Annotated in this window: 25 protein-coding genes and 1 tRNA gene; 23 read left to right on the top strand and 3 right to left on the bottom strand. The window is 53.1% G+C overall.

The genetic code is table 11. The features are described from left to right. Positions 1-8: 8 nt before the first annotated feature. Together VGA08_03805 and VGA08_03800 are read right to left on the bottom strand one after the other, a co-directional pair. Positions 9-128, bottom strand: a tRNA-Trp gene (locus VGA08_03805). A 261-nt stretch (positions 129-389) separates the two neighbouring features. Then, complete coding sequence (locus VGA08_03800; GenBank protein HEX9679718.1) at positions 390-1,253, bottom strand: IS1595 family transposase; 864 nt, start codon at positions 1,251-1,253, stop codon at positions 390-392. A 96-nt stretch (positions 1,254-1,349) separates the two neighbouring features. On the opposite strand from VGA08_03800, the gene VGA08_03795 reads away from it, so the two are divergent. From VGA08_03795 to VGA08_03775, 5 genes are all read left to right on the top strand, one after another. Next, complete coding sequence (locus tag VGA08_03795) at positions 1,350-1,937, top strand: hypothetical protein (protein HEX9679717.1); 588 nt, start codon at positions 1,350-1,352, stop codon at positions 1,935-1,937. Between the two features lie 210 nt (positions 1,938-2,147). After that, the gene (locus VGA08_03790) at positions 2,148-2,300 is read left to right on the top strand and encodes a hypothetical protein (GenBank protein HEX9679716.1); all 153 of its coding nucleotides are present in this window, start codon (positions 2,148-2,150) and stop codon (positions 2,298-2,300) included. After that, positions 2,300-3,361 carry a neutral zinc metallopeptidase gene (locus VGA08_03785; protein HEX9679715.1) on the top strand — a complete coding sequence of 354 codons (1,062 nt, stop codon included), beginning with the start codon at positions 2,300-2,302 and terminating at the stop codon, positions 3,359-3,361. The genes VGA08_03790 and VGA08_03785 overlap by 1 nt, the downstream gene beginning before the upstream one ends. A 334-nt stretch (positions 3,362-3,695) precedes the next feature. Continuing rightward, a complete protein-coding gene (locus VGA08_03780) occupies positions 3,696-4,193 on the top strand; it encodes a MauE/DoxX family redox-associated membrane protein (GenBank protein HEX9679714.1) in 498 nt (165 codons plus the stop codon). Positions 4,194-4,253: 60 nt separating this feature from the next. After that, positions 4,254-6,269, top strand: coding sequence for a sodium-translocating pyrophosphatase (locus tag VGA08_03775; GenBank protein HEX9679713.1), 2,016 nt, complete (start codon positions 4,254-4,256; stop codon positions 6,267-6,269). Here the strand turns inward: VGA08_03775 and VGA08_03770 are convergent. Then, a complete protein-coding gene (locus VGA08_03770; GenBank protein ID HEX9679712.1) occupies positions 6,266-7,726 on the bottom strand; it encodes a RelA/SpoT family protein in 1,461 nt (486 codons plus the stop codon). The two genes, VGA08_03775 and VGA08_03770, sit on opposite strands and share 4 nt — an antisense overlap. An 85-nt stretch (positions 7,727-7,811) precedes the next feature. Between VGA08_03770 and gap the strand changes: the two genes are divergently transcribed. The 18 genes from gap to dnaE form a co-directional block, all read left to right on the top strand. Beyond that, on the top strand, positions 7,812-8,828 hold the full coding sequence (gene gap, locus VGA08_03765) for a type I glyceraldehyde-3-phosphate dehydrogenase (protein ID HEX9679711.1): 1,017 nt from the start codon (positions 7,812-7,814) through the stop codon (positions 8,826-8,828). After that, a complete protein-coding gene (locus tag VGA08_03760; GenBank protein ID HEX9679710.1) occupies positions 8,825-9,283 on the top strand; it encodes an RpiB/LacA/LacB family sugar-phosphate isomerase in 459 nt (152 codons plus the stop codon). The genes gap and VGA08_03760 overlap by 4 nt, the downstream gene beginning before the upstream one ends. Positions 9,284-9,311: 28 nt before the next feature. Continuing rightward, positions 9,312-9,950: a hypothetical protein gene (locus tag VGA08_03755; GenBank protein ID HEX9679709.1), complete on the top strand. Its 639-nt coding sequence runs from the start codon at positions 9,312-9,314 to the stop codon at positions 9,948-9,950. A gap of 50 nt (positions 9,951-10,000) precedes the next feature. After that, positions 10,001-10,864: a transketolase gene (locus VGA08_03750; protein ID HEX9679708.1), complete on the top strand. Its 864-nt coding sequence runs from the start codon at positions 10,001-10,003 to the stop codon at positions 10,862-10,864. A gap of 8 nt (positions 10,865-10,872) precedes the next feature. Next, a complete protein-coding gene (locus VGA08_03745; protein HEX9679707.1) occupies positions 10,873-11,844 on the top strand; it encodes a transketolase C-terminal domain-containing protein in 972 nt (323 codons plus the stop codon). 64 nt (positions 11,845-11,908) lie between these two features. Beyond that, on the top strand, positions 11,909-12,766 hold the full coding sequence (locus VGA08_03740) for a class II fructose-bisphosphate aldolase (GenBank protein ID HEX9679706.1): 858 nt from the start codon (positions 11,909-11,911) through the stop codon (positions 12,764-12,766). Positions 12,767-12,768: 2 nt separating this feature from the next. Beyond that, positions 12,769-13,740, top strand: coding sequence for a carbohydrate kinase family protein (locus VGA08_03735; protein ID HEX9679705.1), 972 nt, complete (start codon positions 12,769-12,771; stop codon positions 13,738-13,740). Between the two features lie 118 nt (positions 13,741-13,858). Further along, complete coding sequence (locus tag VGA08_03730) at positions 13,859-15,091, top strand: hypothetical protein (protein HEX9679704.1); 1,233 nt, start codon at positions 13,859-13,861, stop codon at positions 15,089-15,091. Beyond that, positions 15,091-15,699 carry a hypothetical protein gene (locus VGA08_03725; protein HEX9679703.1) on the top strand — a complete coding sequence of 203 codons (609 nt, stop codon included), beginning with the start codon at positions 15,091-15,093 and terminating at the stop codon, positions 15,697-15,699. Before VGA08_03730 ends, VGA08_03725 begins: the two co-directional genes overlap by 1 nt. 49 nt (positions 15,700-15,748) lie before the next feature. Next, the gene (gene uvrB, locus VGA08_03720) at positions 15,749-17,710 is read left to right on the top strand and encodes an excinuclease ABC subunit UvrB (protein ID HEX9679702.1); all 1,962 of its coding nucleotides are present in this window, start codon (positions 15,749-15,751) and stop codon (positions 17,708-17,710) included. A 19-nt stretch (positions 17,711-17,729) separates the two neighbouring features. Beyond that, positions 17,730-18,020 (top strand): Asp-tRNA(Asn)/Glu-tRNA(Gln) amidotransferase subunit GatC, encoded by a 291-nt coding sequence (gene gatC, locus VGA08_03715; GenBank protein ID HEX9679701.1) that lies wholly within the window; start codon positions 17,730-17,732, stop codon positions 18,018-18,020. Further along, entirely contained in the window at positions 18,017-19,426 is a 1,410-nt protein-coding gene (gene gatA / locus VGA08_03710) for an Asp-tRNA(Asn)/Glu-tRNA(Gln) amidotransferase subunit GatA (protein ID HEX9679700.1), read from the top strand. The genes gatC and gatA overlap by 4 nt, the downstream gene beginning before the upstream one ends. Position 19,427: 1 nt before the next feature. Beyond that, positions 19,428-19,832: a hypothetical protein gene (locus VGA08_03705; GenBank protein ID HEX9679699.1), complete on the top strand. Its 405-nt coding sequence runs from the start codon at positions 19,428-19,430 to the stop codon at positions 19,830-19,832. Beyond that, positions 19,829-21,262 carry an Asp-tRNA(Asn)/Glu-tRNA(Gln) amidotransferase subunit GatB gene (gene gatB, locus VGA08_03700; protein ID HEX9679698.1) on the top strand — a complete coding sequence of 478 codons (1,434 nt, stop codon included), beginning with the start codon at positions 19,829-19,831 and terminating at the stop codon, positions 21,260-21,262. The genes VGA08_03705 and gatB overlap by 4 nt, the downstream gene beginning before the upstream one ends. A gap of 71 nt (positions 21,263-21,333) precedes the next feature. Continuing rightward, a complete protein-coding gene (locus VGA08_03695; GenBank protein HEX9679697.1) occupies positions 21,334-21,597 on the top strand; it encodes a hypothetical protein in 264 nt (87 codons plus the stop codon). Beyond that, positions 21,597-21,881: a YtxH domain-containing protein gene (locus VGA08_03690; protein ID HEX9679696.1), complete on the top strand. Its 285-nt coding sequence runs from the start codon at positions 21,597-21,599 to the stop codon at positions 21,879-21,881. The genes VGA08_03695 and VGA08_03690 overlap by 1 nt, the downstream gene beginning before the upstream one ends. Before the next feature lie 25 nt (positions 21,882-21,906). Next, positions 21,907-22,167 (top strand): DUF5665 domain-containing protein, encoded by a 261-nt coding sequence (locus tag VGA08_03685; protein HEX9679695.1) that lies wholly within the window; start codon positions 21,907-21,909, stop codon positions 22,165-22,167. 33 nt (positions 22,168-22,200) lie between these two features. Continuing rightward, a partial coding sequence (dnaE, locus tag VGA08_03680; GenBank protein ID HEX9679694.1) for a DNA polymerase III subunit alpha occupies positions 22,201-25,251 on the top strand: 3,051 nt, incomplete at its 3' end.

Genomic DNA, 25,251 nt, shown 5'->3' with positions numbered 1-25,251 from the left:
AGCAAGCGTGGCGGCGGGTGAGGGATTCGAACCCTCGGTACCCATACGTGCATCAACCGATGAAAGTTGTCTACACTAGGCACACCGGTTTTGGAGACCGGCACCATCAGCCACTCGGTCACCCCGCCATTTCTTAGGTGTTTATCTCAGCTTCCTTTCTATTTTTCTTCCACCAAGTTGCTTGAATCTAGTTTTAGTAAAACAGTAGTAAACTGAAAATCCGCACCTAACGGTAGGCGTGGCGTGATAGAATTTGCATAATCCACGCCTCCCGTTAAATGCGGAAAGCATTTTTCTATCACTTTTGGGGTTATGCGGCCCGATGTTTATACCAATATACGAGGCACTTAGCCTATACTATTAATTATAAAACCTGGCTGACCCCCGTGTCAACAGACACGGCTTAAAATACTGTCAAACATAGCTCCGTGTGGCTGTTTCCGGTGCGAGTAGCGGAAAGCATACTCATCAACGTAAGATTGCAAGTATTTGGGGTCAACGTGCCTATAAACACCTATGATACCCCTCTTAATATGCGACCAAAGGTTCTCAACATTCTGAGTGTGGGTTAGCCCGATGGCGAAGTTGGTCTGATGATTGACGCTGGCGTGCTTGTAGCCCAATTTGTCCAGATTAATGTAAACCGGATATTGGTCGCTATAAATCTGGCTGCCGCCTTTAATACCAGCTTGTAGCTCGGGTATCAAAGAGCGTGAACCAGAGCTTTTGACGTGCCGGACTTTAGCTCGGCCTTGCCGTTCAACCATACCCATAACCACGGCCTTGTCGCCGATATGACGACCTTTAGTCCGGCCACGACCATCACTTTTACCGCCAACGTAGGTTTCATCAACCTCGACCTCTCCTGACAGCATATCTTCATCGTCAGCCATTAGCTTGCGTATTTGATGGAACATTCGCCACGCCGTTTTGTAGGTAACTCCGAGCATACGCTCAAGCTGTTTAGCGGATATTCCAGCACGGGTTTGAGCCATAAGGTAGATAGCATAGAACCAATCTTGTAGCGGAGTGCTGGACTTTTCAAAGATAGTGCCAGCCAACGGGTGGATTTGGTGTCGGCAAAAGCCACAGGAATACGCTTTGCGACCCTCAATCTTATAAAATTTGTTGTTCTTACCGCAGTTAGGGCAGTCCAGCATCTCGCCAAACCGCATAACCTTGATTTCCTCAAGGCAGGCGTCATCATCGGGAAACCGATAATTGAATTGTCTTACAGTAAACTTGTTGTTCATACCCCTAATATTAGCAAACTAAGTCCGTGTTGTCAAGGGATAATTGCCCTGGCCAGACATTGCTTCTTCGGTTAATACATTTCATAATGATTAACCATGCCAGCTGAGATGGAACCTCAACCCAGTTTTGGGGAAGTTATAAAACAGCACATAACGCGGCTGGTTGCAGACGGATATTATGACCTGGATGAACTTAAGGACTATCGTAAGCCGGAATTCGCAGGCATAATTTACCCCAGTATTTATGCCGAATTTGTGCTTAAAAGCGGAGAGACAATTAGTTGCCAGGCTCCGCTTGATAACGATGACGAATCGTTATTTGGTCCAGCCAGTCGGTATGGACTGGACATTGAATTTCCGATTGAGTTTGAAAATGACCTCCCGTGCCAGCGGTATTTGGCGCTAAATGTTGATGAGGGCACCGATCGGATAGGCCATATTGCACGATGTAAAATATATTTCGACGAAGCTGGAGAACCGGTAATCGTTAAGAGAGATATGATTCATATTGACCACGAACCAGCTTGGGACAAAGCCGGATTTATCCAAGATCTGGCGAAGAACGTCGGGCAGGCCGAACCGCCGCCGCTGAGTGCCGCAGAGTATAGGGACATCGAGTCAGTACTAAGATGGGTTGACCCGAGAATTCACGCTGTTAAGCCATTTCATTTGAGGGACGGCTAGGCAATAAGAGCGGACCGGCGGCTGAGATTAAGCTAGGTGGTTGTGGCACCGCTGAAGATAAGGTGGGGTCCGACTCCCGACGAGGGGTTAATTACCAAGGGCAAAACGAATTTGGGCCGGAAACGATTAACGTTGTATACTGATACTAGTACCGTGTCAAGTCCGCACACATAAAAAGCGGGCAGTACCTATTTAGTTTAGGAGGAGATGATGGTTGTCTTGCAGGCCGGAGCCGGCCGGGGACTATGGGAGGGCTTCCGGCAAGCTTTCCGGATGGGTGACGTGGATTTCTTCATGCTACTAGTCCTGATTGGACTGGGCGTGGGCATCTACTATGTTTGGCAGAACCGAGGAAGGCGATGATGATGAAACGCAGTTTCGTGCTAATGCTGGCTCTGCCGTTCTTGGTCGGGTCGGCTTGCGTCGGAGGCGAAGAGCCAACCACGCTTACGTTGCCGCCACTACCGACCACAACGCTCGTCGACATTCCAGGCTTTGACGAAGACAGTGGTGACGAGGAAGATGACGGGAGTCCGTTTACTGGGGTCGCGTATGAACCGTCGATGGAGCCGGCGCCTTGCTTGGTACCAGAAACAGCCGGTTCGTACGAGGGTTGTTTCGTCCGCGTGACGACTTGGCAGGCTATCCACGAGATGCACCTGGACGTCACGTTGTTCTACGCCACGGTCTATCAGCAAACCCTGGCGGAGACAATCGACTGGTCCGGAGGATACGTCACGGTTCATCCCGGCGAGACGCTACAGACGGAGTGCGGTCCTCAAGACGACTGGACACTGCTGTACTGCCACAACGACCAGAAGGTATACATCGGAGTCAGTGCCGCCTGGGACATCCTCTCGAGTGAGGCTGGCGATTACGGACTTGTCTTGGCCATCGCCCACGAACGGGGTCACGCCTTTCAGGGCAATTCGGCCATTGGCATTGTTGATCTGACCAACCAGCGAGTCGAGGAGCTCTATGCCGCCGGGACAGACGCCGACCTCAGGGTCTTGGCTGACATCTTGGTAGCAACCGAGAACCAGGCCGACTGCATGGCTGGTGCTGCCGCCAATTTCTTTGCCAACAACGGCTTTGAAGAAGCAGACGACGTCATTCAAGCGGTCCAGGTGGCCGGTCTCTGGGGGCTGCTATCCGAAGCGGAGAAACAGCAAATCGGCGTGGCAACGCATGGCAGCGTGGACGAGCGGGTTGGCCACTGGACACGCGGGTATCGTGATGGCCTGGAGGCCTGCGAGAACGCGTTTGTCAAGTTGGTGGCCGACGGACAGTTACCGGCCGAGGTCAACATCGACTTGCGTGACTCCCAGACAGTCAGACTCAACCAACTTGTGCCCATTTCCGACGCTGAGTGGGAAGCCGCTTATACGGCCTATCCGTTCGACCCCTACGCTGGCCGCGACTGAGCTTTGTTGGTTGGGAGAAGCAGCAATGCTCTCCCAACCAAAGCTCGCAACAGCGATTTGGCACGGTACATTTATCAAGCAATTATTAAGGCTAGTAAGAAAAAACTTAATCCGATGCGTTTTAATTGACGCCGCTTAGGGCTGGGCTACCGCATTCGGCGGTAGTTTAGCGACCTTTGGTAGTCAATCCGCGCCAGATAGTCTTTTTGATAATCTTTTTAATGAGTCCCATAGTCCTTATAAGCCTAGCATCTTTGCCGGTTTTTTTTTGGGCCTTACTTAAAAAGTTAGTAACCAAACTTAGGCTGATTATTGCTAGACTTGAGCTACCGCTATGGCAGATGATCATCACCCGCCCAGCCAGTCGAGTTTAGCCGAGTATATTAAGTTTGCCAGCGTGCTGGGGCTGATCACTTTGACGGCTGGTCTCGCCGGCGGCGGGGAATTGGCCGAATTTTTGCGCTGGTTCATGGGAGTGTTTTTGGTGACCTTCTCGGCCTTTAAGTTTATCGGCTACAACATGTTTACGCTCATGTTTAGCGGTTATGATCTGCTGGCCAAACGCAGCCGGGCCTATGCCCGGGCCTATCCCTTCATCGAGCTGATATTAGGCCTATCGTTTATGTTTGATTTGCTGCCGACTGTCCGCAACTTGGCGGTAATCGGGACAATGGGCGTCGGTTCGATCGGCGTGATCCAGGAAATTTACCATCGCCGCCGAGGCGTGTACTGTGCTTGCCTGGGTAACATTATTAAATTGCCGTTATCCAGTGTCAGCTTGGTTGAGGACGTAGCCATGGTGGCCATGGCGGGCTACATGCTGACGGTCTAAGCGACGGTTTGTGATAAAATTAACCGCAAAGCGACAAGGGTAAAAAGGGAAGGGATTGGCATGAACGGATATTTGATGTTCGCGTTTTTAGCCAGCTTAACGGCGATTGCCTACGGCAGCTGGTTGGCCATCTGGGTGGTGAAACAGCCTAGCGGCGACAGCAAAATGAAAGAGATTGCAGCGGCCATTCAGGAAGGCGCCAAAGCTTATTTAAACCGCCAATACCGTACTATCGCGCTGGTAGCGGTGGTGGTGTTTGTCGGTTTATACGCCTGGCTGGGCGCAGCCACAGCCTGGGGGTTCTTAGTCGGCGCTGTAGCATCGGCCTTGGCCGGCTACATCGGTATGAATGTATCAGTCCGGGCTAATGTCCGGACGGCCGAAGCGGCCAAACACTCGATGAAAGCGGCGCTTAAAGTGGCCGTCCGCGGCGGCAGCGTAACGGGTCTGATGGTAGCCGGGCTGGCCCTGCTCGTCGTCACCGGTTTTTGGTATTTAACAGAGGATTCAGCTGCGCTTATCGGTCTGGGCTTCGGCGGCAGTTTGATTTCGATTTTTGCTCGCTTGGGCGGCGGTATTTTTACCAAAGGGGCTGATGTCGGCGCGGACTTGGTCGGCAAAGTGGAAGCCGGCATACCGGAGGACGACCCGCGAAACCCGGCCGTTATCGCCGACAACGTCGGTGATAATGTCGGCGACTGTGCCGGCATGGCGGCGGATCTGTTTGAGACCTACGCCGTCACGGCGGTGGCGGCGATCTTGCTCGGCGGTTTAGTGTTTGGCGGTTACGATTCGGCGGTCTATTACCCGCTGGTACTAGGCGGCGTTGGCGCCTTGGCTTCTATCGCCGGTACCTGGGCAATCCGCCTCGGTCGCTCACTAAATATCATGAACGCGCTGTATACCGGTTTGGCGCTGGCTGGCGGCCTGGCGGCGGTGGCGTTTTTCTTTGTGACCGACGCCCTGATGGCGGATAACGGCCTGTATCCTACCAGCAATTTAGTAGCGGCGGCACTAGTCGGGCTGGTGGTTACGGCTGGCATGGTGGTAATCACCGAGTATTATACCGCCACCCGGTTCAGCCCGGTCAGAAGTATCGCGCGCTCGTCCGAATCCGGACACGGCACCAACGTTATTACCGGCCTGGCTGTCAGCATGAAATCGACGGCCCTACCGGCACTGCTAATCGGCGCCGGTATCATCACGGCCTTTGTTGCCGCCGACGTTTACGGCGTGGCTATCGCCACCATGAGCATGCTCAGTATGGCCGGTATCATCGTGACAATCGACGCTTATGGGCCGATTACCGATAACGCCGGCGGTATCGCCGAAATGGCCGGACTGCCGGTCAAAGTTAGAAAAGTGACCGACCCGCTGGATGCGGTTGGCAATACGACCAAAGCCGTGACCAAAGGCTACGCCATTGCCAGCGCCGGCCTGGCGGCCATCGTCTTGTTTGCCGCCTTCGTGCAAGAGCTGGGCGAAACCCAGGGCGCACTGGATTTTGACCTATCCAACCCGTACGTATTGGTCGGTTTGTTTCTCGGCGGGTTGCTGCCATACATATTTGGGGCGCTAGCGATGGAAGCCGTCGGCAAGGCAGCCGGATCAGTCGTGGCGGAAGTTCGGCGCCAATTTAAGGAGATTAAGGGCATTATGAGCGGCGAGGCTAAGCCGGATTACGGCCGCTGCGTCGATATCGTGACCAAATCGGCCATTCGGCAGATGATTGTGCCGGCGCTGCTGCCGCTGTTGGCGCCGGTCGTCGTGGTGCTGGCCGGGTCGGTTTTGGAAGAAGGAGCCGACGTCCAACTGCTAGGCGGTTTGCTGGTGGGGTCGATTGTGACGGGACTGTTCGTCGCCATCTCGATGACCAGCGGCGGCGGCGCTTGGGATAACGCCAAGAAATACATTGAAGACGGACACCACGGCGGCAAGGGTTCGTTGGCCCATCAGGCGGCCATTACCGGCGACACGGTTGGCGATCCCTACAAGGACACGGCCGGTCCGGCTATCAATCCGATGATCAAGATTCTCAATATCGTGGCGTTGCTGCTGATCGGTGTGTTGATCTAGTTTTGACGATTTAAAAACGATCGGATTTTTTGGCGGGCCTTAGCGGTAGCGACGTATTTGAGCCAGTCTTTGCTCGGTTTGATTGATGAGCGGGTTAAGACCTCGATGATGTCGCCGTTTTTGAGGGTGGTACCGAGCTTGGCGATTTTGTTGTTGACGCGCGCGCCAAAGGCATGACGGCCGACATCGCTGTGGACGGCAAAGGCAAAATCTAGCACGCTCGAGCCCTCCGGCAAATCATAAATATCGCCTTTGGGCGAGTGGACGAAGATGCGGTCGGAAAAAATATCGACTTCGAGATTACCAGGGCTAATTTCGCCCTCCATCAGACGCTGGGCCGTCTCTTGTAAGTCCAGAATCCAGCGCAAGTTACGCGGCAGCGTCTGGCTTTGGCGCAAAGCGTAGGTTTTGCTTAATTTCTGCTCGTTGTAATGGAAGCTGGCGGCCAACCCTCGCTCGGCGTACTCGTGCATCGACTGAGTGCGGATTTGGAACTCGACGATTTGGCCGGCTGGCACGATGACGGTGGTGTGCAGGCTTTGATAGCCATTGGGTTTAGGCACGGCGATGTAATCCTTGATTTTAGTAATCATCGGTTGGTACATGGCGTGTAAAATACCGAGCACCCGGTAGCAGTCTTCATTGCTGTCAACTATGATCCGCAGTGCCATCAGATCATAAGTCTCCTCGATCGGGCTTTTTTGTAGTTTTTTGTGCAGGCTGTAAATACTTTTAATCCGGCCATCGACGGAAAAATTGATAGCTTGTCTGGCCAGTTCGGCCGAAACCTCGCGCCGGGCCCGGTTCAGATACTTTTGGGCCCGGCCGACACGCTTTTTGAGCAAGCCCTGCAGCCGATTGTATTCTTTGGGGCTCAGATAGCTAAAAGCGATTTCTTCAATCTCGATTTTGACCCGACCCATGCCGAGGCGATCGGCCAACGGGGCGAAAACGCTCAACGACTCCCGGGCGATTTTGGTGCGCTTGGCTGTCGACAAATGTTCGAGGGTGCGCAAATTGTGCAGCCGGTCCGCTAGTTTGATTAGTAGCACCCGGACATCCTGGCTAATAGCGATCAGCAGCTTGCTCAGGTTGTCGGCGGTTTGTGGCCGGTAAGAACTGATATCACTCATACCGCTTCTGGCTTTTGAGACTTTGCTGACGCCGTCGACTAAAAAAGCGATGTCGTCGCCAAAGGCTTGTTTGACTTCATCAGGAGCGGTATCGGTGTCTTCCAAGGTGTCGTGCAAGATTCCGGCGATGATGGTATCAATACCCAGCCGCCACTCGATTAAAATGGCGGCCACGTTCAGCGGGTGGGTTAAATAATCTTCGCCGGACAGTCGCTTTTGGCCCCGATGCTTGGCCTGAGCCAGATCGATGGCTTGGGCTAAGCGTTTAATCTGGGCGGGATCAAAGTGTGGCTGGGCCAACTCCAACAGCTGCTGGGAATCCATAGCTTTATTATAAGGGTTTTAGGGGTTCTTGCGCGCCAGGGCATAAGCCCATACAATAGGTCCTACAGCATGGGAGGGCACCTGATTGAAAACAAAGATCGCGATTAACGGCTTTGGCCGGATTGGCCGCAACGCATTTAAAATCGCCTTTGAGCGCAGCGATTTGGAGGTCGTGGCGATTAACGATTTAACCGATACCCGGACGCTGGCCTACCTACTCAAGCACGACACCAACTATGGCGCCTATGATAAAGCCGTTGAATACGATGACGGCCACCTAAAAGTTGCCGGACAGAGCGTTAAAGTCTTGGCCGAGAAGGATCCGGCTGCGCTGCCCTGGAAAGAACTGGCCGTCGACGTGGTGATTGAAAGTACCGGCCGGTTTACCAAGACCGAAGACGCCAGCCTGCACATCAAGGCCGGCGCTCGGCGGGTAGTAATTTCCGCGCCGGCTAAGAGCGAAGGCACGCACACCGTCGTACTGGGCGCCAATGACGATACTTTAAAAGACGGCGGCGACATTATTTCTAATGCCAGCTGTACGACAAATTGTATCTCGCCGGTGGTCAACGTAATGGAAGCCAGCTTTGGCATAGCCAAGGCCATGATGACGACCGTCCACAGCTATACCGCCAGCCAAGTGCTGCAGGACGGTCCTGCTAAGGATTTAAGAGAAGGTCGGGCGGCGGCCGAGAATATCGTTCCGACGACGACCGGTGCGGCGATTGCAACCGCACTGGTGGTGCCGACGCTGAAAGACAAATTTAACGGCCTGAGCGTGCGGGTGCCAACGCCGGTGGTGAGTTTAAGCGATATCACGATGTTGCTTAAACAGGACGTCACCAAAGAAGAGGTCAACCGGGCGCTGACTGAGGCCGCAAAGCAGCCGTATTATCAAGGAATTTTGGCCGTGACCGAAGAACAACTGGTGTCCAGCGATTTTATCGGTGATAGCCACTCAGCGATTGTCGATTTGAACTTGACTGACGTGGTTGACGGCAACCTAGTCAAAGTCGTGGCGTGGTACGACAATGAATGGGGCTACAGCCACCGATTGGTTGAGGTCGTAGCTGATTCTGGAAAACTATTAGACGCCAAATGAAAATCTATCTCGGCTCTGACCATCAGGGTTTTGAACTGAAGCACAAACTGTTCGGCTATCTGAGCAGCCACGGATACGAGGTCGAAGATGTCGGCAACAAGCGGCTCGATGCCAACGACGACTATCCGCAATTTGCCCAAATGGCGGCGCTGAAGATTCTAGGCGATGAAGACCCGGAGGCCCGGGCCGTCCTGGTTTGCGGCGGCGGTCAGGGTATGGCCATAGCGGCTAATCGGTTCCGCGGCATCAGGGCGGCAGTGGTTTGGGATGCCAACGAAGCTAAAATGAGCCGGGTGGACAACGACGCCAACGTCCTCAGCCTGCCCGCCAGACTGCTCAAGGAAGATGAGGGTGTGGCTTTTGGTATTGTCGAAACTTGGCTGAATACGGCGTTTTCCGGCGCGGCCCGCCACCAGCGGCGGATTAGAGAAATCGACGAAATCTACGGCGACTAAAGCAAAAGCTTTTGTATAATTAGTCCATATGGCAATAATTTGTCCAACCGTGCTGGCGGACAACTCCCAGACTTTCCGCGAGCAAATTAGGCGGGTGGAGGCGTTGAGTCCGAGATTACAAATCGATCTGAGTGACGGCGATTTCGCTCCGGTGACAACGCTACCGCTTGAGCAAGTCCAGTGGCGGGATGGGCAACGGGTCGATCTGCACTTGATGTACCGCCGTCCCGGCGAATTTTTGGAGGCCGCTGCTGGTCTTAGGCCGAATCTTATTATCGTCCACGCCGAGGCCGAGGCCGGCGAGGTTGAGGGAGTGTTTGAGCGGGCCGGGGATGTCAAACTGGGTCTGGCGCTGTTGCCGCAGACGGACCCGAACCAAGCCGATGTCCGGGCTTGGTTGGAAGAAGCCGACCACTGCCTAATCTTTGCCGGCGAGCTCGGCCGGTTTGCCGAAGAGGCCGACCTTACTCAGCTTAATAAAGTCGAACTCATTCGGGCGGTTAACACCGAGATTGAAATCGGTTGGGACGGCGGCGTCAACGAAGGCAATATCGCCCGCCTTGCGGCGGCTGGCGTCGACGTTATCAACGTCGGCGGGTTTATCCAAAAAGCGGCTGATCCGGCAGCCGCTTATGCTATACTGCAACAGATAGTAAATAAAGTTTAAAAGGCCAAATTTTTAAGCGAGAATTATGCACAAAATTGGTGGGATGAATTGTGGCCAATCATAAAAAGTTAACTTTGTCTCAGCTGGAAGACATGGCCAACACCATCCGGCAAGACATTATCAAAATGTTGGAAGAAGCCGGCAGCGGCCACTCGGCCGGACCGTTGGGGTTGTCGGATATATTTGCCGCCTTGTATTTTAATATCCTAAGGCACGATCCAAAGGATCCCAATTGGATCGAGCGCGACATCCTGGTTTTGAGTAACGGCCACTGCGCACCGGTGCGCTACGCCGCCATGGCTAACGCCGGCTATTTTCCAAAAAAAGAGCTCATGAGCTTGAGAAAACTTGGTTCCCGGCTGCAAGGACATCCCGAACGGACCAAGCTGCCCGGTATGGAGACTACCAGTGGCCCACTGGGCGCGGGCTTGAGTCAAGCGGCCGGTATGGCGCTTAGTCTGAAGCTGGACGACAACCACAAGCGTTGGGTCTATTGTCTGCTGGGCGACGGCGAATTGGACGAGGGCAACAACTGGGAAGCCGCCATGTTTATCGCTAAAAACAAGCTGTATAACCTAACGGCTATCATTGATCGTAACAACATTCAGATTGACGGTCCGACTGAATCGGTTATGCCGCTTGAGGACTTGAAAGCCAAGTGGGAAGCCTTTGGTTGGCACGCCATAGAAATCGACGGGCATAACATAGAATCGATTATCGATGCCTGTGCGATGGCCCGGGCAATCGTCGAAAAACCGGCAGTCATCATCGCCCACACCATCCCGGGCAAAGGAGTTCCGTTTATGGAGTATGACTTCCATTGGCATGGAGCGCCACCCGATTCCAAACAAGCTAAAGAAGCGCTGGCCAAGTTGCGCAGCCTGGGCGGCAAGATTAAGGGAGAGCACGAATAATGACCGGCATGTACTTAATTCAGGACCTGGCCAAGGCTGAGACCGAGCCGATCAGAAGTGGTTTTGGTCGTGGTTTGTTGGAGGCCGGTCGACGGGATGAAAAGGTCGTGGCGCTATGCGCTGATTTGACCAGTTCGACTAAGATGGATCTATTTGCTAATGAGTTTCCCGAGCGATTCGTTCAAATCGGCGTGGCCGAGCAAAATTTGGTGACCGTTGCCTCTGGCATGGCGGCCATGGGCAAGGTACCGTTTGCTAGCAGTTACGCGGCTTTTAATCCGGGGCGCAATTGGGAGCAAATCCGGACGACGATTGCACTCAATGACCAACCGGTCAAAATTATCGGATCGCACGCTGGAGTATCGGTCGGCCCGGACGGCGCCACCCACCAAATGCTGGAGGACATAGCTTTGATGCGGGTCATGCCAAACATGGTAGTGGTTGCTCCCGGTGACGCAGTCGAAGCCGCTAAAGCCACCCTGGCGCTAGCTGAAGACAGCCGACCGGCCTATATGCGACTGGCCCGCGAAGCGACCCCGGTCTTTACGACCGAGCGGACACCCTTTTCTCTTAAGCGGGCCTACGTTTTAAGCGCCGGCCAGGACGTCAGTATTATCAGCACCGGCACCATGACTTATCAGGCGCTGCTGGCGGCCGAAGCCTTATACAAAGAAGGCATCGACGCCGAAGTTGTACACGTACCGGTAATCAAACCGCTCGACGCCGTGACAGTTATTCAAACCGCCCAGAAAACCGGCGCGGTGGTTACAGCCGAAGAAGGCCAGGCAGCTGGCGGTTTGGGCGGATTGGTGGCCGAAGTTCTTAGTGAGCACCAACCGACACCGCTGAAGCGAGTCGGGGTGATGGATCGATTTGGCGAGTCCGGCGATCCGTCCGAGCTGATTGAAAAATTCGGCCTGGACAGTAAGGGTATTACCCGGGCGGTCAATAGCCTGTTAACCGAACTGGGCAGGCAGTAGGAGCGCGGCGGTGGGGCAAAGCATACGAGAAATCCGGGATAACTGTCTCAAAGCCAGGCATTTGATGCAGCGCTCGCGACAACAGGCCTTTGCCGTCGGCGCGTTTAACGTCGACAACCAGGAAACCTTGATCGCGGTTTGCCAAGCCTTAAAAAACAAACAATCGCCGGCGATGGTGGAAGTCAGCCACGGCGAAGTGGAGGCGATCGGTCTCGATAATCTGCGCGATTTGGTCGACAATTATAAAGCTCAATTTGGTATCGAACTGTTTATTAACCTGGATCATTCGCCGACCGTTGAAGACGCCAAGCGCGGGATTGACGCCGGCTATGAATTTATCCATATCGATGTGTCACAAGCCAAACACGATGCCAGCGACGAGGAAATTATCGACGCTACCAGGGAAGTCGTCGAGTATGCCAGATTTACGGGGGCATTGGTCGAAAGTGAGCCGCATTATTTCGGCGGCAGCTCAAACGTCCATCAGGAGGAGATCAATTATGATGAGATCAAGCAAACTTTCTCCACTGAAGAGGGCGCCAAAACCTTTGTGGCGGCGACCGGTATCGATACCTTTGCGGCGGCGGTAGGCAATTTGCACGGCAAATACCCGGCGCCCAAAGAATTGGATCTAGAACTACTGCAACAAATCCGTGACGCCATCAGTTGCAATATCAGCTTGCACGGCGGGTCGGGTACGCCGGGGCACTACTTCGAAGAGGCGGTTAAGATCGGTGTCAGCAAGATCAATATTAATTCCGACATGAGATTTGCCTTTAGGACGGCGCTTGAAGAGCAACTCAAGGCCAACCCGGATGAGTTTGCCGTTATGAAACTGATGGAGCAAGTTAAGATCGCCGTGACTAGGGTGGTGGAAGAAAAAATTGACATGTTCGGCTCCGCCGGAAAGGCGGTGGTTTAGCCGTGCTCGAACGCGAAGTATCGACGATTTTAAGCGTTGGTGCCGCCGTCCAGGATGTGTTTTTGAGCGGAGATGTCTTTAAACCGCAAAACGAAGACGGCCAGTTGGTGGAAGAATTTAAATTGGGAGAAAAGTATGAACTCGGCGGTGTGGTATTTGCCACCGGCGGCGGTGCGACTAACGCGGCAGTTACCTTTGCCCGCCAAGGCCTACACGCTAAATTCTTAGGTAAGTTGGGCGAGGACGTGTCCGCTAGGATGGTGCTTGACGATCTGCATCAAAATGGTGTTGATACCTCGCTGGTTAAGACTGACGCCGGAGTTAAGACCGGCTACTCAACGCTCCTGCTGGCACCGACCGGCGAGCGGACGATTCTAACTTTTCGCGGATCATCCGATGATTTTAAACCGGACGACTTTTTGCTGGGTTCAACCGAAGCGGACTGGCTGTATATTTCCAGCCTGGCCGGCGCCATGGACGCGCTTGAGAGTCTGATCGGCTGGGCCCAATCGAGAAATATCAGAATAGCGATTAATCCCGGCAAAGGCGAATTAGCCCAGGCCGATCAGCTGCGCGAGCTACTCAAAAGCTGCCAAGTTCTGATCGTCAATAAAGATGAGATCGGCCAACTGGTGGCGGGGCAAGACGACCAGCAACTCGTCCGCCACGCCAGCGATATGACTCCGATAGTCGTCATGACCGACGGGCCTAATGGGGCTACCGCTACCAACCGGGAGATTATCGTAGCGGCCGGGATGTATGAGGATGTACCGGTGATCGATCGGACCGGAGCCGGCGACGCCTTCGGCTCCGGCTTAGTCGCGGCTCTGGCCAGGGGACAAAGTTTGGCCGAGGCCGTCAAGTTTGCCAGCGCCAACTCGACGTCGGTAGTTGGCCAAATCGGAGCTAAGGCTGGCATATTGGATAAGGACGTGGTCCTGCATGACATGCCGCTAGAGGTAAACGATTTTTAAGTCAATTAAGTCAAATAGTAATTTCTAAGGAGACTTGACCTTGGCGGTGGTCTAAGTAGCGGCTTCTTAAACAGATGAATTCATGTTATTGTAAGGCTAATTTAAAGCACAAACATTAATGCCAAAACTTTTGTCCCAACTGCTTAATGCTAAAGAACCGTTATTTAGCTTGAGCCTAAAGCAACTGGAGGTCGCTAGCGGACACAAAAACGAAGATATTCGTCTGCAAGCGGATATCGTTCAAAAATCCCACGCCGCGGTGGCCAAGCTCGGACTCGATCCGAAGGATTCGACCGGAGAAGAGATCTACGCCGCCTTGATAAGTCTAATTAAGCGCCATGACGATCACCTGGCTGTCCGGCTGGGCGCCAATCCGGGCGAATCGCCGACTAAGCTGATCCCTAAGATCAAGGCAGCGGTTGATCAATTCGAACTAAATCGCAGCTGTTGGGTATTAAAGAAATCGGTTGCCAGGGAGTTTTTGCGCAAAACCCCGCCTAAGAAAATCATGAAACACTTAGGTTACCGCTCGGTTGACTCGATGTTAAAGCAAGAGAACTTGCAGGAGATCTATGGCGCGCTCAGGTTCGCGGAAGATGCCAAATGGCTGAACAACTTTAACACCCAATATAAAAGCGTTCGGCCGTCGGATTTTGAGACCAGGGAAATCGAGATCATCGTAATGCCGCACGAGCGTTGGGCCGACTTGTGCGCTGAGTTCGTGCAGCACAAAAAACACAACATAACCCACCTAAAAGAACTCGGTGTTATCTTAATGCTGCCAGTCAAAGTCCGAACATTGCCTGGTCTGTCGATTTGGGCTGGATCACTGTTATTCCACTATACCAACGAGATCCGGCTTTATAGCGCTTTTTTTAAGCTGGAACAGGTTAAACCGAATTTTGGCGAGGTTTTTGTCGAAACCTTAATCGCCGACCCGGACATGGGTCCGATTATGGCCGGGCACAACATCCACTGGCGGGTAATCCAACGCTACTTTGGCAAATCGGAAAATGACTATCATCCGGAGATATTCGAACCCCACGTTCAGCCTGAGGACTTACATTGGCGCAAAGCCGAACAATCGCTTTATAAGATCGACCCCGAATTAAAGTTTTGGGAGGGCCTGGATTACGTTGGGTTGATGCCCGATAAGCGGCCGTTGACCTTCAACATGATGGACGTGGCCGCCAGTTATACCAATCAGACGCCTTTTGAATCGCGAGAAATCTATCACTTCCGGGAAAGCCTGTGGAATGAGATATTCATGCGCTATATGGGAAGCAAGACTTTGGAGGAGCAAATCCTCAAGCAGCTGGATAACGAAATGATCATGCCGGAGAAAATTTAATGGCTTACCAAATTTGCGTGTCGGGATCGGCCAAAGGCGCAAGCGTAGCTGAAGGGCGAGATATGGCTTATAAAATTGGCGCCGCCATTGCCGCCGCCGGTCACATGTTGTTGACCGGAGCGACCACTGGCTTGCCCGATTTTGCCGCGTTGGGAGCTAAGGAAGCCGGTGGTCAGTCGGTCGGATTGTCACCAGCGGCCAGTAAAATCGAACACGTCAAGAAGTATCGGTTGCCAACCGGCTGTTATGACGTCATTTTATATACCGGCTTGCATTACGTCGGCCGGGACAGCTTGCTGGTAGCTTCTAGCGACGCGGTCGTTAGCATTGGCGGGCGGTTGGGTACTCTGCACGAATTTACCATCAGCATGGAAATGGGCAAGCCGATCGGCTTTTTGATGGGCGCCGGCGGTGTCAGTATGGAAATCGAGAATATCTTAAAGGCCGCCGGCAAGCGGCGATCAGAGGGTGTAATATTTGACAATGAACCGCGGGGCTTGATCAAGCGGATTACGGCTATGTTGGACACCCAATATGCCCACGACAAAGCTATCTTCCACGAGGCCGCCAAGTGTAAGGTGCGGGACGCGATCTTTGCCAAGGAATAATGTCCTGATTGAACTTCGGCTTCATCCGGCCAGTTGCTAGACTAGTAGGATGAGACTGAAACTTAAATCTGACTACCAACCAACCGGCGACCAGCCAGCGGCTATTACCAGCTTGAGCGAGGGTCTCAGCTCGGGGCAAAAGGAACAAACCTTACTGGGTGTTACCGGCTCTGGTAAGACCTTTACCATGGCCAACGTTATCGCCAATACCCAGCAGCCGACGCTGGTGTTGTCGCATAACAAGACCCTGGCGGCCCAGTTATTCTCCGAGTTTAGGGCTTTTTTTCCAGATAACGCAGTGCATTATTTTGTCAGCTATTTTGATTATTACCAACCAGAGGCTTATATCCCCAGCTCGGATACTTATATTGAGAAAGACTCACGCATAAACGAAGAGATCGACCGGCTGCGCCACGCTGCCACCGACTCGCTGCTGACCCGGCGGGACGTGATTATCGTAGCCAGCGTGAGTTGTATTTATGGCATCGGTTCGGTCGAAGATTACGGCAATTTGTCGATCAAATTAAAACTTGGCGAAAAGCGCAAGCGCGATAAACTGTTGCGTCACCTGGGTGATATTCAGTACCAGCGCAACGATGTTGATTTCCAGCGAGGTACTTTCCGCGTTAGAGGCGACGTTATCGATGTAATACCGGCCAGCCAGGACATGGCCTATCGGCTGGAGTTCTTTGGCGACGAGTTGGAGCGGATTACGGAGATTGATCCATTAACTGGCGAGGTTACAAAGGAACTCAAGCAGCTGCAAATCTTCCCTGGTTCGCACTACGTTACACCGCGGGAAAAATTAGACGGTGCTTTAGCCCAGATAAAGACCGAGCTGAAAGATCGTCTGGCCGTGTTTAAGCGTCAGGGTAAACTGCTCGAAGCCCAGCGATTAGAGCAGCGGACGAGGTTTGATTTGGAGATGCTGGAAGAAACCGGATTTGTCAAAGGGATCGAAAACTATTCGCGCTATTTGACAAGCCGCCAACCGGGCGAACAACCGGCGACGCTGCTCGATTATTTTCCGGATGATTTCCTGTTGCTAATCGACGAATCACATATGAGTGTGCCGCAGGTAAGGGGGATGTACAACGGAGATCGGGCCAGAAAGGAAGTATTGGTTGAGCATGGCTTTCGTCTGCCCTCGGCGCTGGACAACCGGCCGCTTAATTTTTCCGAGTTTGAAAAACATATCAATCAGGTCGTTTACATTTCAGCCACCCCGGGTGAATACGAGCTTAGTCGGACGCCCCGGCCGGTCGAGCAGATTATCCGCCCGACCGGACTGCTAGACCCGGCGATTGATATCCGCCCGACGGCCGGCCAGATCGATGATTTGATCGCCGAGATTAAAACGACAGTAGAACAGGGCCAGCGAGTTTTGATCACGACCCTGACCAAGCGGATGGCAGAAGATTTGAGCGAGTACTTGCAAGACATCAATATCAAAGTCCAATACTTGCATTCGGACGTTGATACCCTGGAGCGAACTGATATCCTGCGTGATCTGCGGCTGGGTGTTTACGACGTGTTGGTAGGGATTAACCTGCTAAGAGAAGGCCTGGACTTACCGGAGGTCAGCTTGGTAGCCATACTCGACGCCGACAAGGAAGGCTTTCTGCGCAGCGACTCGGCCTTGATCCAAACTATTGGCCGGGCGGCCCGGCACGTAGCTGGCCGGGTAATAATGTATGCCGACAATAAAACCAAATCGATGGATCGAGCTATCAACGAGACGAATCGTCGCCGACAGCGGCAAGAAAATTACAACCAGCAGCACGGGATAACGCCGCAAAGCATCCAAAAATCCGTCGAGGGCGGGCTGCGTGATATCGTGCCAGCCGCAGACAAACCAAAAGTTGATCTCAGCAAAATTCCCAAGGACGAATACCACCATCTTATTGACGACCTGTCCCGTCAGATGGAATTCGCCGCCGCTAATCTGGAGTTCGAAAAAGCCGCCGAGCTGAGGGATTTTATCGATGACATTAAGCAAAAGCTAGGCTGAAACGGTATAATTTAAGCCAATGGCCAACTTAACCGATGACGACATCCGGCATTTAGCTAATTTGTCGAAAATCGAACTTGACGATAGCGATGTCGCCGAGTATCGGCAACAACTGAGCAAAATCCTAGCCTACGTGGAGCAGCTGGGTAGCGCGAATACGATTGGACTTGAGCCGACGTCGCAAGTTACCGGGTTGAACAGTGTCAACCGGCCGGATGGTGACACGGCGGATACGATGGCTCGTTCGGCGCTGCTGGACCAAGTTCCCCACACGGCCAGTAGCCAGATTAAGGTGCCAAAAATCCTATGAAATGGTCGCCGCTAAAAACCTTGGCGAGTGACGTCGGCAGTGGCCGGCAGTCCGCCACCTCATTAGTTAAGAAAGCCTTAAAGGCTATAGCGGCTGGCAGTAGCTACAACGCCTTGATCAGCGTGACGGCGGAATCAGCTCTGAGGCGGGCCCGGACGATCGACCAAAAAATCAAATCAGGCAAGGCGGCTGGCCGTTTGGCCGGAGTGCCGTATATCGCCAAAGATAATTTTCTGACAGCCGGCCTCGAAACCACCGCCGGCAGCCAGATTTTAAAAGGCTATGTTCCGCCGATTAGCTCGACGGTAACCAGACGGTTAGAGGCCGAAGGGGCAATCTTAGTCGGCAAAGCCAATATGGACGCATTTGCTCACGGTTCCAGTACAGAAAATTCCGATTTTGGGCCGACCCTTAACCCGGTCGACAAGACACGCGTACCGGGCGGCAGTTCCGGCGGCTCGGCCGCGGCCGTAGCGCTGGGCTTGGTGCCATTCGCCGTCGGCAGTGATACGGGTGGCTCGATCCGCCTACCCGCGAGTTTTTGCGGCGTCGTTGGGCTAAAACCGACATACGGTTTAGTGCCGCGTTACGGTGTTGTGGCCATGGCCAGCAGCACTGATGTCATGGGCCCGTTGACCACGTCGGTCGAGGACTCTGCGCTGATTCTGGATATTATCGCTGGTCCGGACGGCAAAGACGCGACGGTTATTGATCGGGAGAAAAATTATAACCGGCCGGCCAGCAACCTTAAAGGCCTGAAAATCGGCCTGGTCAAGGACTATTTTGACGCCGGTTTGGCACCGGGAGTCGACCTTGTCGTTCGGGATGCAATAAAACGGATGAAAGCCGCGGGCGCGACGATTAAGGAGGTGTCCATCCCGTCGGTTAGTTTGGCCTTAGCGGTCTATTACATTGTCATGCCGGCCGAAGTCAGTTCCAATTTATCCCGGTATGACGGAATTAGATATGGTTATCGAGCCAAAGGAAGCAACCTGGACGAGTTGTATAAAGCTACTCGCAGCCAGGGTTTCAACGCTGAGAACAAACGCCGGATAATGGTCGGGACCTACGTCTTATCCAGTGGCTACTACGATGCCTATTATAAGAAAGCCCAGACCGTTAGGACAAAGCTGATCGAGGAGTTTTTTGAGGCCTTTAGCGGGGTTGATTTACTAGTTGGGCCGACAGCGTCAACTACGGCTTTTAAACTAGGCACAAACAGCCAAGATCCGCTGGCGATGTACTTAACCGATATCATGACGGTAGCGGCCAACCTAGTCGGCAATCCGGCTATCAGCTTGCCGGTCGGTCTAAGCGACGGCTTGCCGGTCGGCCTGCAGCTAATGGCGCCACAGCGGCAAGACGCCAAATTGCTAGCGGCGGCCAAGGCCGTGGAGGTACTGTAAGATGCCAATTGAGTTGATCGCAATTGTTGTCGGCGCTATCTTTTTACTTTGGCTGGTTAACTATACGCAGCGCATAACGACCGGCTTTAACCGGGAATACTACCGCCGGAAGTGGTCAGAAATCGAAACCCTTAAGCGCACCAGTGCGGCCGGGGCTAGGCTGGCCGTGATCGAAGCCGATAAACTGCTCGACCACGCACTTAAGGATCTAAAACTTCGCGGCCAAACCATGGGCGATCGCCTGAAATCGGCCGGCCAGATGCTGGGTAATCAAAATGACGTTTGGACGGCTCATAAACTGCGCAACCAGTTGGCCCACGAAGACGCCCATCCGAAACCGGCCGAGATTAGTCGGGCTTTAAACGGTTTTGCCAAATCGCTTAAAAGCCTGGGGGCACTCAAATGAAAACCGACTACACGCCGACGATTGGCATCGAATGCCACGTCCAGTTAAATACCGCAACCAAGCTGTTTGCCCGCGTTAGTAATGACGCCAGACAGGCGCCAGCCAACACCACCGTGTCGGCCATCTGTTTCGGTTTACCCGGCGTATTGCCATATCTGAATCAAGGGGCGGTCGAGCTGGCGATTAAAGCTGGATTGGCGCTCAAGGCGCAAATAAATGAGTTCAGCAAATTTGACCGCAAACACTACTTTTATCCGGACTTGCCAAAAGGCTATCAGATAACCCAGTATGACGAGCCAATAATCGGGCCGGGCGAAGTAGATATCCACGTCGCAGGCGAGACCAAGACCATTGGTATTGAACGAGCCCACCTAGAGGAGGATGCCGGCAAATTAGCGCATCCGCCGGGAGCCAACTACTCGCTGGTAGATTTAAACCGGGCCGGCACGCCGCTGCTGGAAATCGTTTCCAAACCGGAAATCAAATCAGCGGCCGAGGCCAAGGCCTACGCCAAGGAGCTTTATCTGCTGATGAAGTTTGCCGGAGTCAGTGACGTCGACCTCTACCACGGCCATATGAGATTTGACGTCAATGTCAGTCTGGCACCGAAAAGCCAGGCTAGTCTGGGTGTCCGGGCCGAGGTAAAAAACCTCAATTCTTTTCGGGCCGTGGAACGGGCGGCGGAGTATGAGATCAAGCGCCAGAGCGAGTTGCTGAAAAAAAACCAGCCAATTATCCAGGAAACGCGCGGTTGGGATGAGGCCAAGCAAAAAACTGTCGCCCAGCGCGGTAAAGAGGAGGCCCACGATTACCGTTATTTCCCGGAGCCGGATTTACCGCCGCTGAGAGTCACTTCCCGACAGATTGAAACCGCAAAAACAAGCTTAAAACTCATGCCGGCGGTAATCCGTCAGCAGCTCAAGTCTCTGGGCGTCAGCGCCAACGGCACGGAGGCACTGCTGGAAAACATCGTCGACGGCCAAAGCCTGGCTGAATATCTGTTGGCGGTCGGCCGGGCTACCAACCAGCTGACTGCGGCTTTTACGGCCAATTGGCTGCTGTCGGCTTATTTGGCCGCGCCCGCCAGCCGTAGCTTGCCCGAAGCCGCGCAGTTAAAAGACATAGCCGCCATGTATAAAACCGAGGACCAACTGAGCTCGAATGCAGCTTACCGATTGGCAAGCGAGGCCAAACCGGGGAAGAGTATGCGTATCGAGGCTAAACGCTTAAAACTGCTGCACAGCACCGAAGCTGGTGAAATCGAAGCGGTTATCGACCAAGTCATAGCGGCTAATCCCCAGGCGGTGTCCGATGTGCGCGCCGGCCAGGAAAAGGCGGTTGGGTATTTAGTCGGCCAGGTAATGAAATCAGCCACGCAGATCAATCCTAGGACCGCCCGAAACCTACTGAGGCGGAAGATAAGGCCGTGAATGGCGGTCCCCCGTCCAATTAATAGAGAACGTTCTTACGCAGCGCGCCGAGCTGGTATACTGAGTCCTAAATGGACGCGTTTGAGATACTGGTTGTAATTCTATCCATCGCCTTGGCCGGGTTCTTGTTGCTGGGGATTATCTTCATGGTCTACTTAATCAGGATTTCTCGACGGGTGCACGAAATCAGCGAAAAGGCCAGAGCGGCAGCCGACAGCGTGGAAGCCGCGGCCAGGATATTTCAGAAAACGGCAGGCCCGGCGGTATTCAGTCGGATCGTGGCTAATGTTGTCGAGGGGTGGCAGGCAAAAAAAGGTAAAAAGGAGAAGAAGTAATGGCTAACAGAACAGGCGCAAAATGGGGGATTCTTGGCGTGATCGCCGGGGCGATCGCCGGATTATTGTTTGCTCCCAAGAGTGGCAAAGAGACCCGGGAAGATATCAAAGAAGGGGCGGTTAAAACCAAGCGGGAAGCCGGCAAGAAATACAACCAGGCGAAAGTCGAAGTTTCCAAACAGACCAGGCGGGCTAAAAGTACCGCTAAGCGTTATGCCAACAAAACTAAGCGTGCCGCCAAACGGGCCGCCGCGGACGTCAAAGACGAATTCGGACAAACTTAAAATATAATAATTTAAATAATTTTTAATGGACGACGAGCGGCAACTAAGGGCCAAGGACTACGAGCGCATCGGCCGGTCGATTGAGAACGTGGTGGCTAGCGGCTACGCCGATCAGCGGCGGATTTACCGGATAAACTTCTGGCGCGGCGTGGTGTTCGGCTTGGGGGCGGCGCTCGGCGGCTCATTAGCGGTTGCCTCGATTATATATATCTTATCTTTATTCACCGAATTGCCGCTAATTGGCGATTTGGTCCAGACCGTGCGCGATTCGATTGAAGCCCGTTAGATCCAGGCTAGGCTATAATAACTAGACAGTTCTATGGCAAAACAGGGGGTAGAGACATCGACTAAGACGGCTCACGCGGTCCGGTTAAAACCGGCTGATTTTGTGCATCTGCACAACCATACCCACTATTCGGTGCTCGACGGACTGACCAAAATTCCAAAACTAATCGAGCGGGTTAAGTCTCTAGGCATGAAAGCCGTAGCTGTAACGGACCACGGCACGCTGTCTGGCGCGATTGAATTTTATCAGCAGGCTAAAGCTGAAGGGATCAAACCTTTGATCGGCCTGGAAGCGTATGTTGCCGCTCGCCGCCACACCGATAAAGACCCCCAAGCCGATAAGCAAATCTATCACTTGATTTTGCTGGCAATGAATAATGAAGGTTATCAAAATCTGCTACGGCTGTCTTCAGTTGCCCACATAGAGGGTTTTTATTACAAACCACGGATCGACCGTGAATTACTGAAGAAATACCAAGCCGGCTTGATTGTACTGTCCGGCTGTATCGGTGGTGAAGTCGGCGACGCCTTGCGTCAGGGCCAGTACGCCAAGGCCAAAGCCGCGGCGAAGTGGTACGCTGACGTATTCGGCGACCGTTATTATCTGGAGCTGCAAGACCACGGACATCAGTGGCCGGAGCAGGCCAGCGTTAATCGTCAGCTGAAAAGTCTGGCAAAAGAGTTAAGTCTGAAAATGGTGGTTACTAGCGACGCTCATTATGTGTTGCCCGAGGATCAGGAAGCCCACGAGATGCTGTTATGCGTTCAGACTGGTGCATATTTTGATGACAAAAACCGGATGAGCCTAAAAGACATGGATTTGTTCGTCGAAGCACCGGCCGAAATTTTAAAACGCTGGTCGGATTCACCCGAGCTTTTGACAAACACCAGGGCGATTGCCGATCGGTGCGATGTTGAACTCAGTTTGGGTAAAATCCTGTTACCAACATTCAAAGTCCCGGCCGGCCAGACTCAAAAAAAATATCTCGAACTTAAAACCTGGCAAGGTTTGGCTGTTCGGTACGGCCAGATCGATCCTAAACGGGCTGAAAAATTATCGGCCGACAAGGCTAGGGCGGGCCTAAGCCCGGACATCATCAGACGGGCAGAATTTGAACTGGATACGATCAGCCGGATGGGTTTTGAAAGTTATTTTTTGATTGTCTGGGACTTCGTCCGCTGGGGTAAGGAGCAAGGTATTGTGTTTGGACCCGGACGCGGTTCGGCGGCTGGCTCGGTCGTATCTTATGCCCTGCGAATCACGGAAATCGACCCGCTGGAGTACGACTTGCTGTTTGAGCGGTTTTTGAATCCAGATCGGATTTCTATGCCGGATATGGATATCGATATCCAAGACAACCGCCGAGATGAAGTCATCGCCTATGTCGCCGAAAAATACGGCCGTGACCGGGTAGCCAATATCGTGACGTTTGGCACTATGGCGGCTAGAAATGCTATTCGCGACGTGGCGCGTGTACTGGAGGTGCCTTACGCTGAGGCCGACCGTCTGGCTAAAATGGTGCCGCCACCAGTGCAAGGCCGGCACATACCGCTGGCCAAGTCCATCGTTGAAGAGGCCGAACTCAAACAAGAGTACCAAACCAACCCCACCGCCAAGCGGGTAATTGATTTGGCCACTCAACTGGAGGGAACAATCCGCAGCCACGGCGTTCACGCTGCTGGGGTCGTAATCGCGCCGGACGAGATCGTCAAATTCACGCCTCTGGAAATGGCCCAAAAAGGCGTTGTGGCGACCCAGTATTCGATGAACCCGATTGAAGACATCGGGTTACTGAAGATGGATTTCTTGGGTTTGAGCAATCTGACGATCATGAAAAACTCGCTGAGAATAGTGCGCAAAGTTTATAAAGAAGAAGTCAATATCACCGACATTCCCTTAGATGACAAACCAACCTATGAACTATTAAGCCGAGGTGATACTACCGGTGTTTTCCAGTTGGAGTCGTCTGGAATGAAGCGCTACTTAAAGGAACTGAAACCGTCCGTTTTTGATGACATCATCGCTATGGTGGCGCTGTACCGGCCGGGTCCACTGACAGCTGGCCTGACGGATAAGTTTATCGCCCGAAAAAACGGGTCTGAAGCGGTCAGTTACGACCATCGGCTGATGCAGCCGGCCTTAGAAAACACCTACGGAGTAATGATCTATCAGGAACAGTTCATGCAAATCGTCAAAGATATGTGCGGCTTTACCGGCGGAGAGGCCGACATGCTCAGAAAAGCTGTCGGTAAAAAGAAGCGAGACTTAATGGCCCAAATGAAAGATCGGGTCATAAAGGGCGCCATAAGTAAAAAAGTGGATAGCAAAATCGCCGAGAAGTTCTGGGTTGATTTGGAAGGCTTCGCGGACTACGCTTTCAACAAATCACACGCCGCTTGCTATGGTCTGATCGCCTATCAAACCGCCTATCTTAAAGCCCATTTTCCGGACGCTTTTATGGCCGCGTTAATGACCAGTAACTTTAATGACACAGAGCGCTTGGCGCTGGATATCACCGAGTGTCGAGAAATGGGCATTGAAGTCTTAAAGCCGGACGTCAACGAATCTTTTTTGGAATTCGGCGTAGTCCAGACTACTCGTCAGATCAGATTCGGCTTAGCGGCGATAAAGAACGTCGGCATCGGAGCCGTCGAAGACATTCTGCTGGCCCGGGAAAAAGGCGGGGCCTTCAGTTCGATCGAGGATTTTATCCGGCGAGTCGATACCCGGGCGGTTAATCGGCGAACCATGGAAAGTCTGATCAAGTCCGGCGCATTTGACTCGCTTGGTAAGCGTGATGCCCTGCTGTTTAATCTCGACAAGATCGTCGGCGTCGGTGCCAAGCTTCAGAAAGAACGCGAAAGCGGTCAGATAGATATGTTTGGCGGCCAAAGTGCCCGGGCTCTAAGTGCGCTTAAGCTCGATCAGCCCCCGGCCGCGACGGCGGCTAAGGAGCAGCTACAGTGGGAGCGGGAACTGCTCGGCGTCTATTTATCAGATCACCCACTGGCCTCGTTTAAGGTTTATCTAAGCGAGCAGACTACACCGCTTGGCTCGATCAAAGCCAGCCACGAGGGTAACAAG

The organism is Candidatus Saccharimonadales bacterium, assembly GCA_036397795.1.
Lineage (GTDB): Bacteria > Patescibacteriota > Saccharimonadia > Saccharimonadales > DASWIF01 > DASWIF01.
Note: the sequence above shows the minus strand (reverse complement) of the source record. Positions and strands in the feature narration are given on the sequence as shown.

Coding starts and splice junctions, on each gene's coding strand:
- VGA08_03780 (HEX9679714.1), top strand. CDS start 3,696: ATGGCAGATGATCATCACCCGCCCAGCCAGTCGAGTTTAGCCGAGTAT.
- gatC (HEX9679701.1), top strand. CDS start 17,730: ATGGCCAACTTAACCGATGACGACATCCGGCATTTAGCTAATTTGTCG.
- VGA08_03775 (HEX9679713.1), top strand. CDS start 4,254: ATGAACGGATATTTGATGTTCGCGTTTTTAGCCAGCTTAACGGCGATT.
- VGA08_03770 (HEX9679712.1), bottom strand. CDS start 7,726: ATGGATTCCCAGCAGCTGTTGGAGTTGGCCCAGCCACACTTTGATCCC.
- VGA08_03690 (HEX9679696.1), top strand. CDS start 21,597: ATGGCTAACAGAACAGGCGCAAAATGGGGGATTCTTGGCGTGATCGCC.
- VGA08_03755 (HEX9679709.1), top strand. CDS start 9,312: ATGGCAATAATTTGTCCAACCGTGCTGGCGGACAACTCCCAGACTTTC.
- VGA08_03760 (HEX9679710.1), top strand. CDS start 8,825: ATGAAAATCTATCTCGGCTCTGACCATCAGGGTTTTGAACTGAAGCAC.
- VGA08_03725 (HEX9679703.1), top strand. CDS start 15,091: ATGGCTTACCAAATTTGCGTGTCGGGATCGGCCAAAGGCGCAAGCGTA.
- VGA08_03730 (HEX9679704.1), top strand. CDS start 13,859: ATGCCAAAACTTTTGTCCCAACTGCTTAATGCTAAAGAACCGTTATTT.
- VGA08_03695 (HEX9679697.1), top strand. CDS start 21,334: ATGGACGCGTTTGAGATACTGGTTGTAATTCTATCCATCGCCTTGGCC.
- VGA08_03790 (HEX9679716.1), top strand. CDS start 2,148: ATGGTTGTCTTGCAGGCCGGAGCCGGCCGGGGACTATGGGAGGGCTTC.
- VGA08_03745 (HEX9679707.1), top strand. CDS start 10,873: ATGTACTTAATTCAGGACCTGGCCAAGGCTGAGACCGAGCCGATCAGA.
- VGA08_03685 (HEX9679695.1), top strand. CDS start 21,907: ATGGACGACGAGCGGCAACTAAGGGCCAAGGACTACGAGCGCATCGGC.
- VGA08_03800 (HEX9679718.1), bottom strand. CDS start 1,253: ATGAACAACAAGTTTACTGTAAGACAATTCAATTATCGGTTTCCCGAT.
- uvrB (HEX9679702.1), top strand. CDS start 15,749: ATGAGACTGAAACTTAAATCTGACTACCAACCAACCGGCGACCAGCCA.
- VGA08_03705 (HEX9679699.1), top strand. CDS start 19,428: ATGCCAATTGAGTTGATCGCAATTGTTGTCGGCGCTATCTTTTTACTT.
- VGA08_03785 (HEX9679715.1), top strand. CDS start 2,300: ATGATGAAACGCAGTTTCGTGCTAATGCTGGCTCTGCCGTTCTTGGTC.
- VGA08_03740 (HEX9679706.1), top strand. CDS start 11,909: ATGCAGCGCTCGCGACAACAGGCCTTTGCCGTCGGCGCGTTTAACGTC.
- VGA08_03795 (HEX9679717.1), top strand. CDS start 1,350: ATGCCAGCTGAGATGGAACCTCAACCCAGTTTTGGGGAAGTTATAAAA.
- gatA (HEX9679700.1), top strand. CDS start 18,017: ATGAAATGGTCGCCGCTAAAAACCTTGGCGAGTGACGTCGGCAGTGGC.
- gatB (HEX9679698.1), top strand. CDS start 19,829: ATGAAAACCGACTACACGCCGACGATTGGCATCGAATGCCACGTCCAG.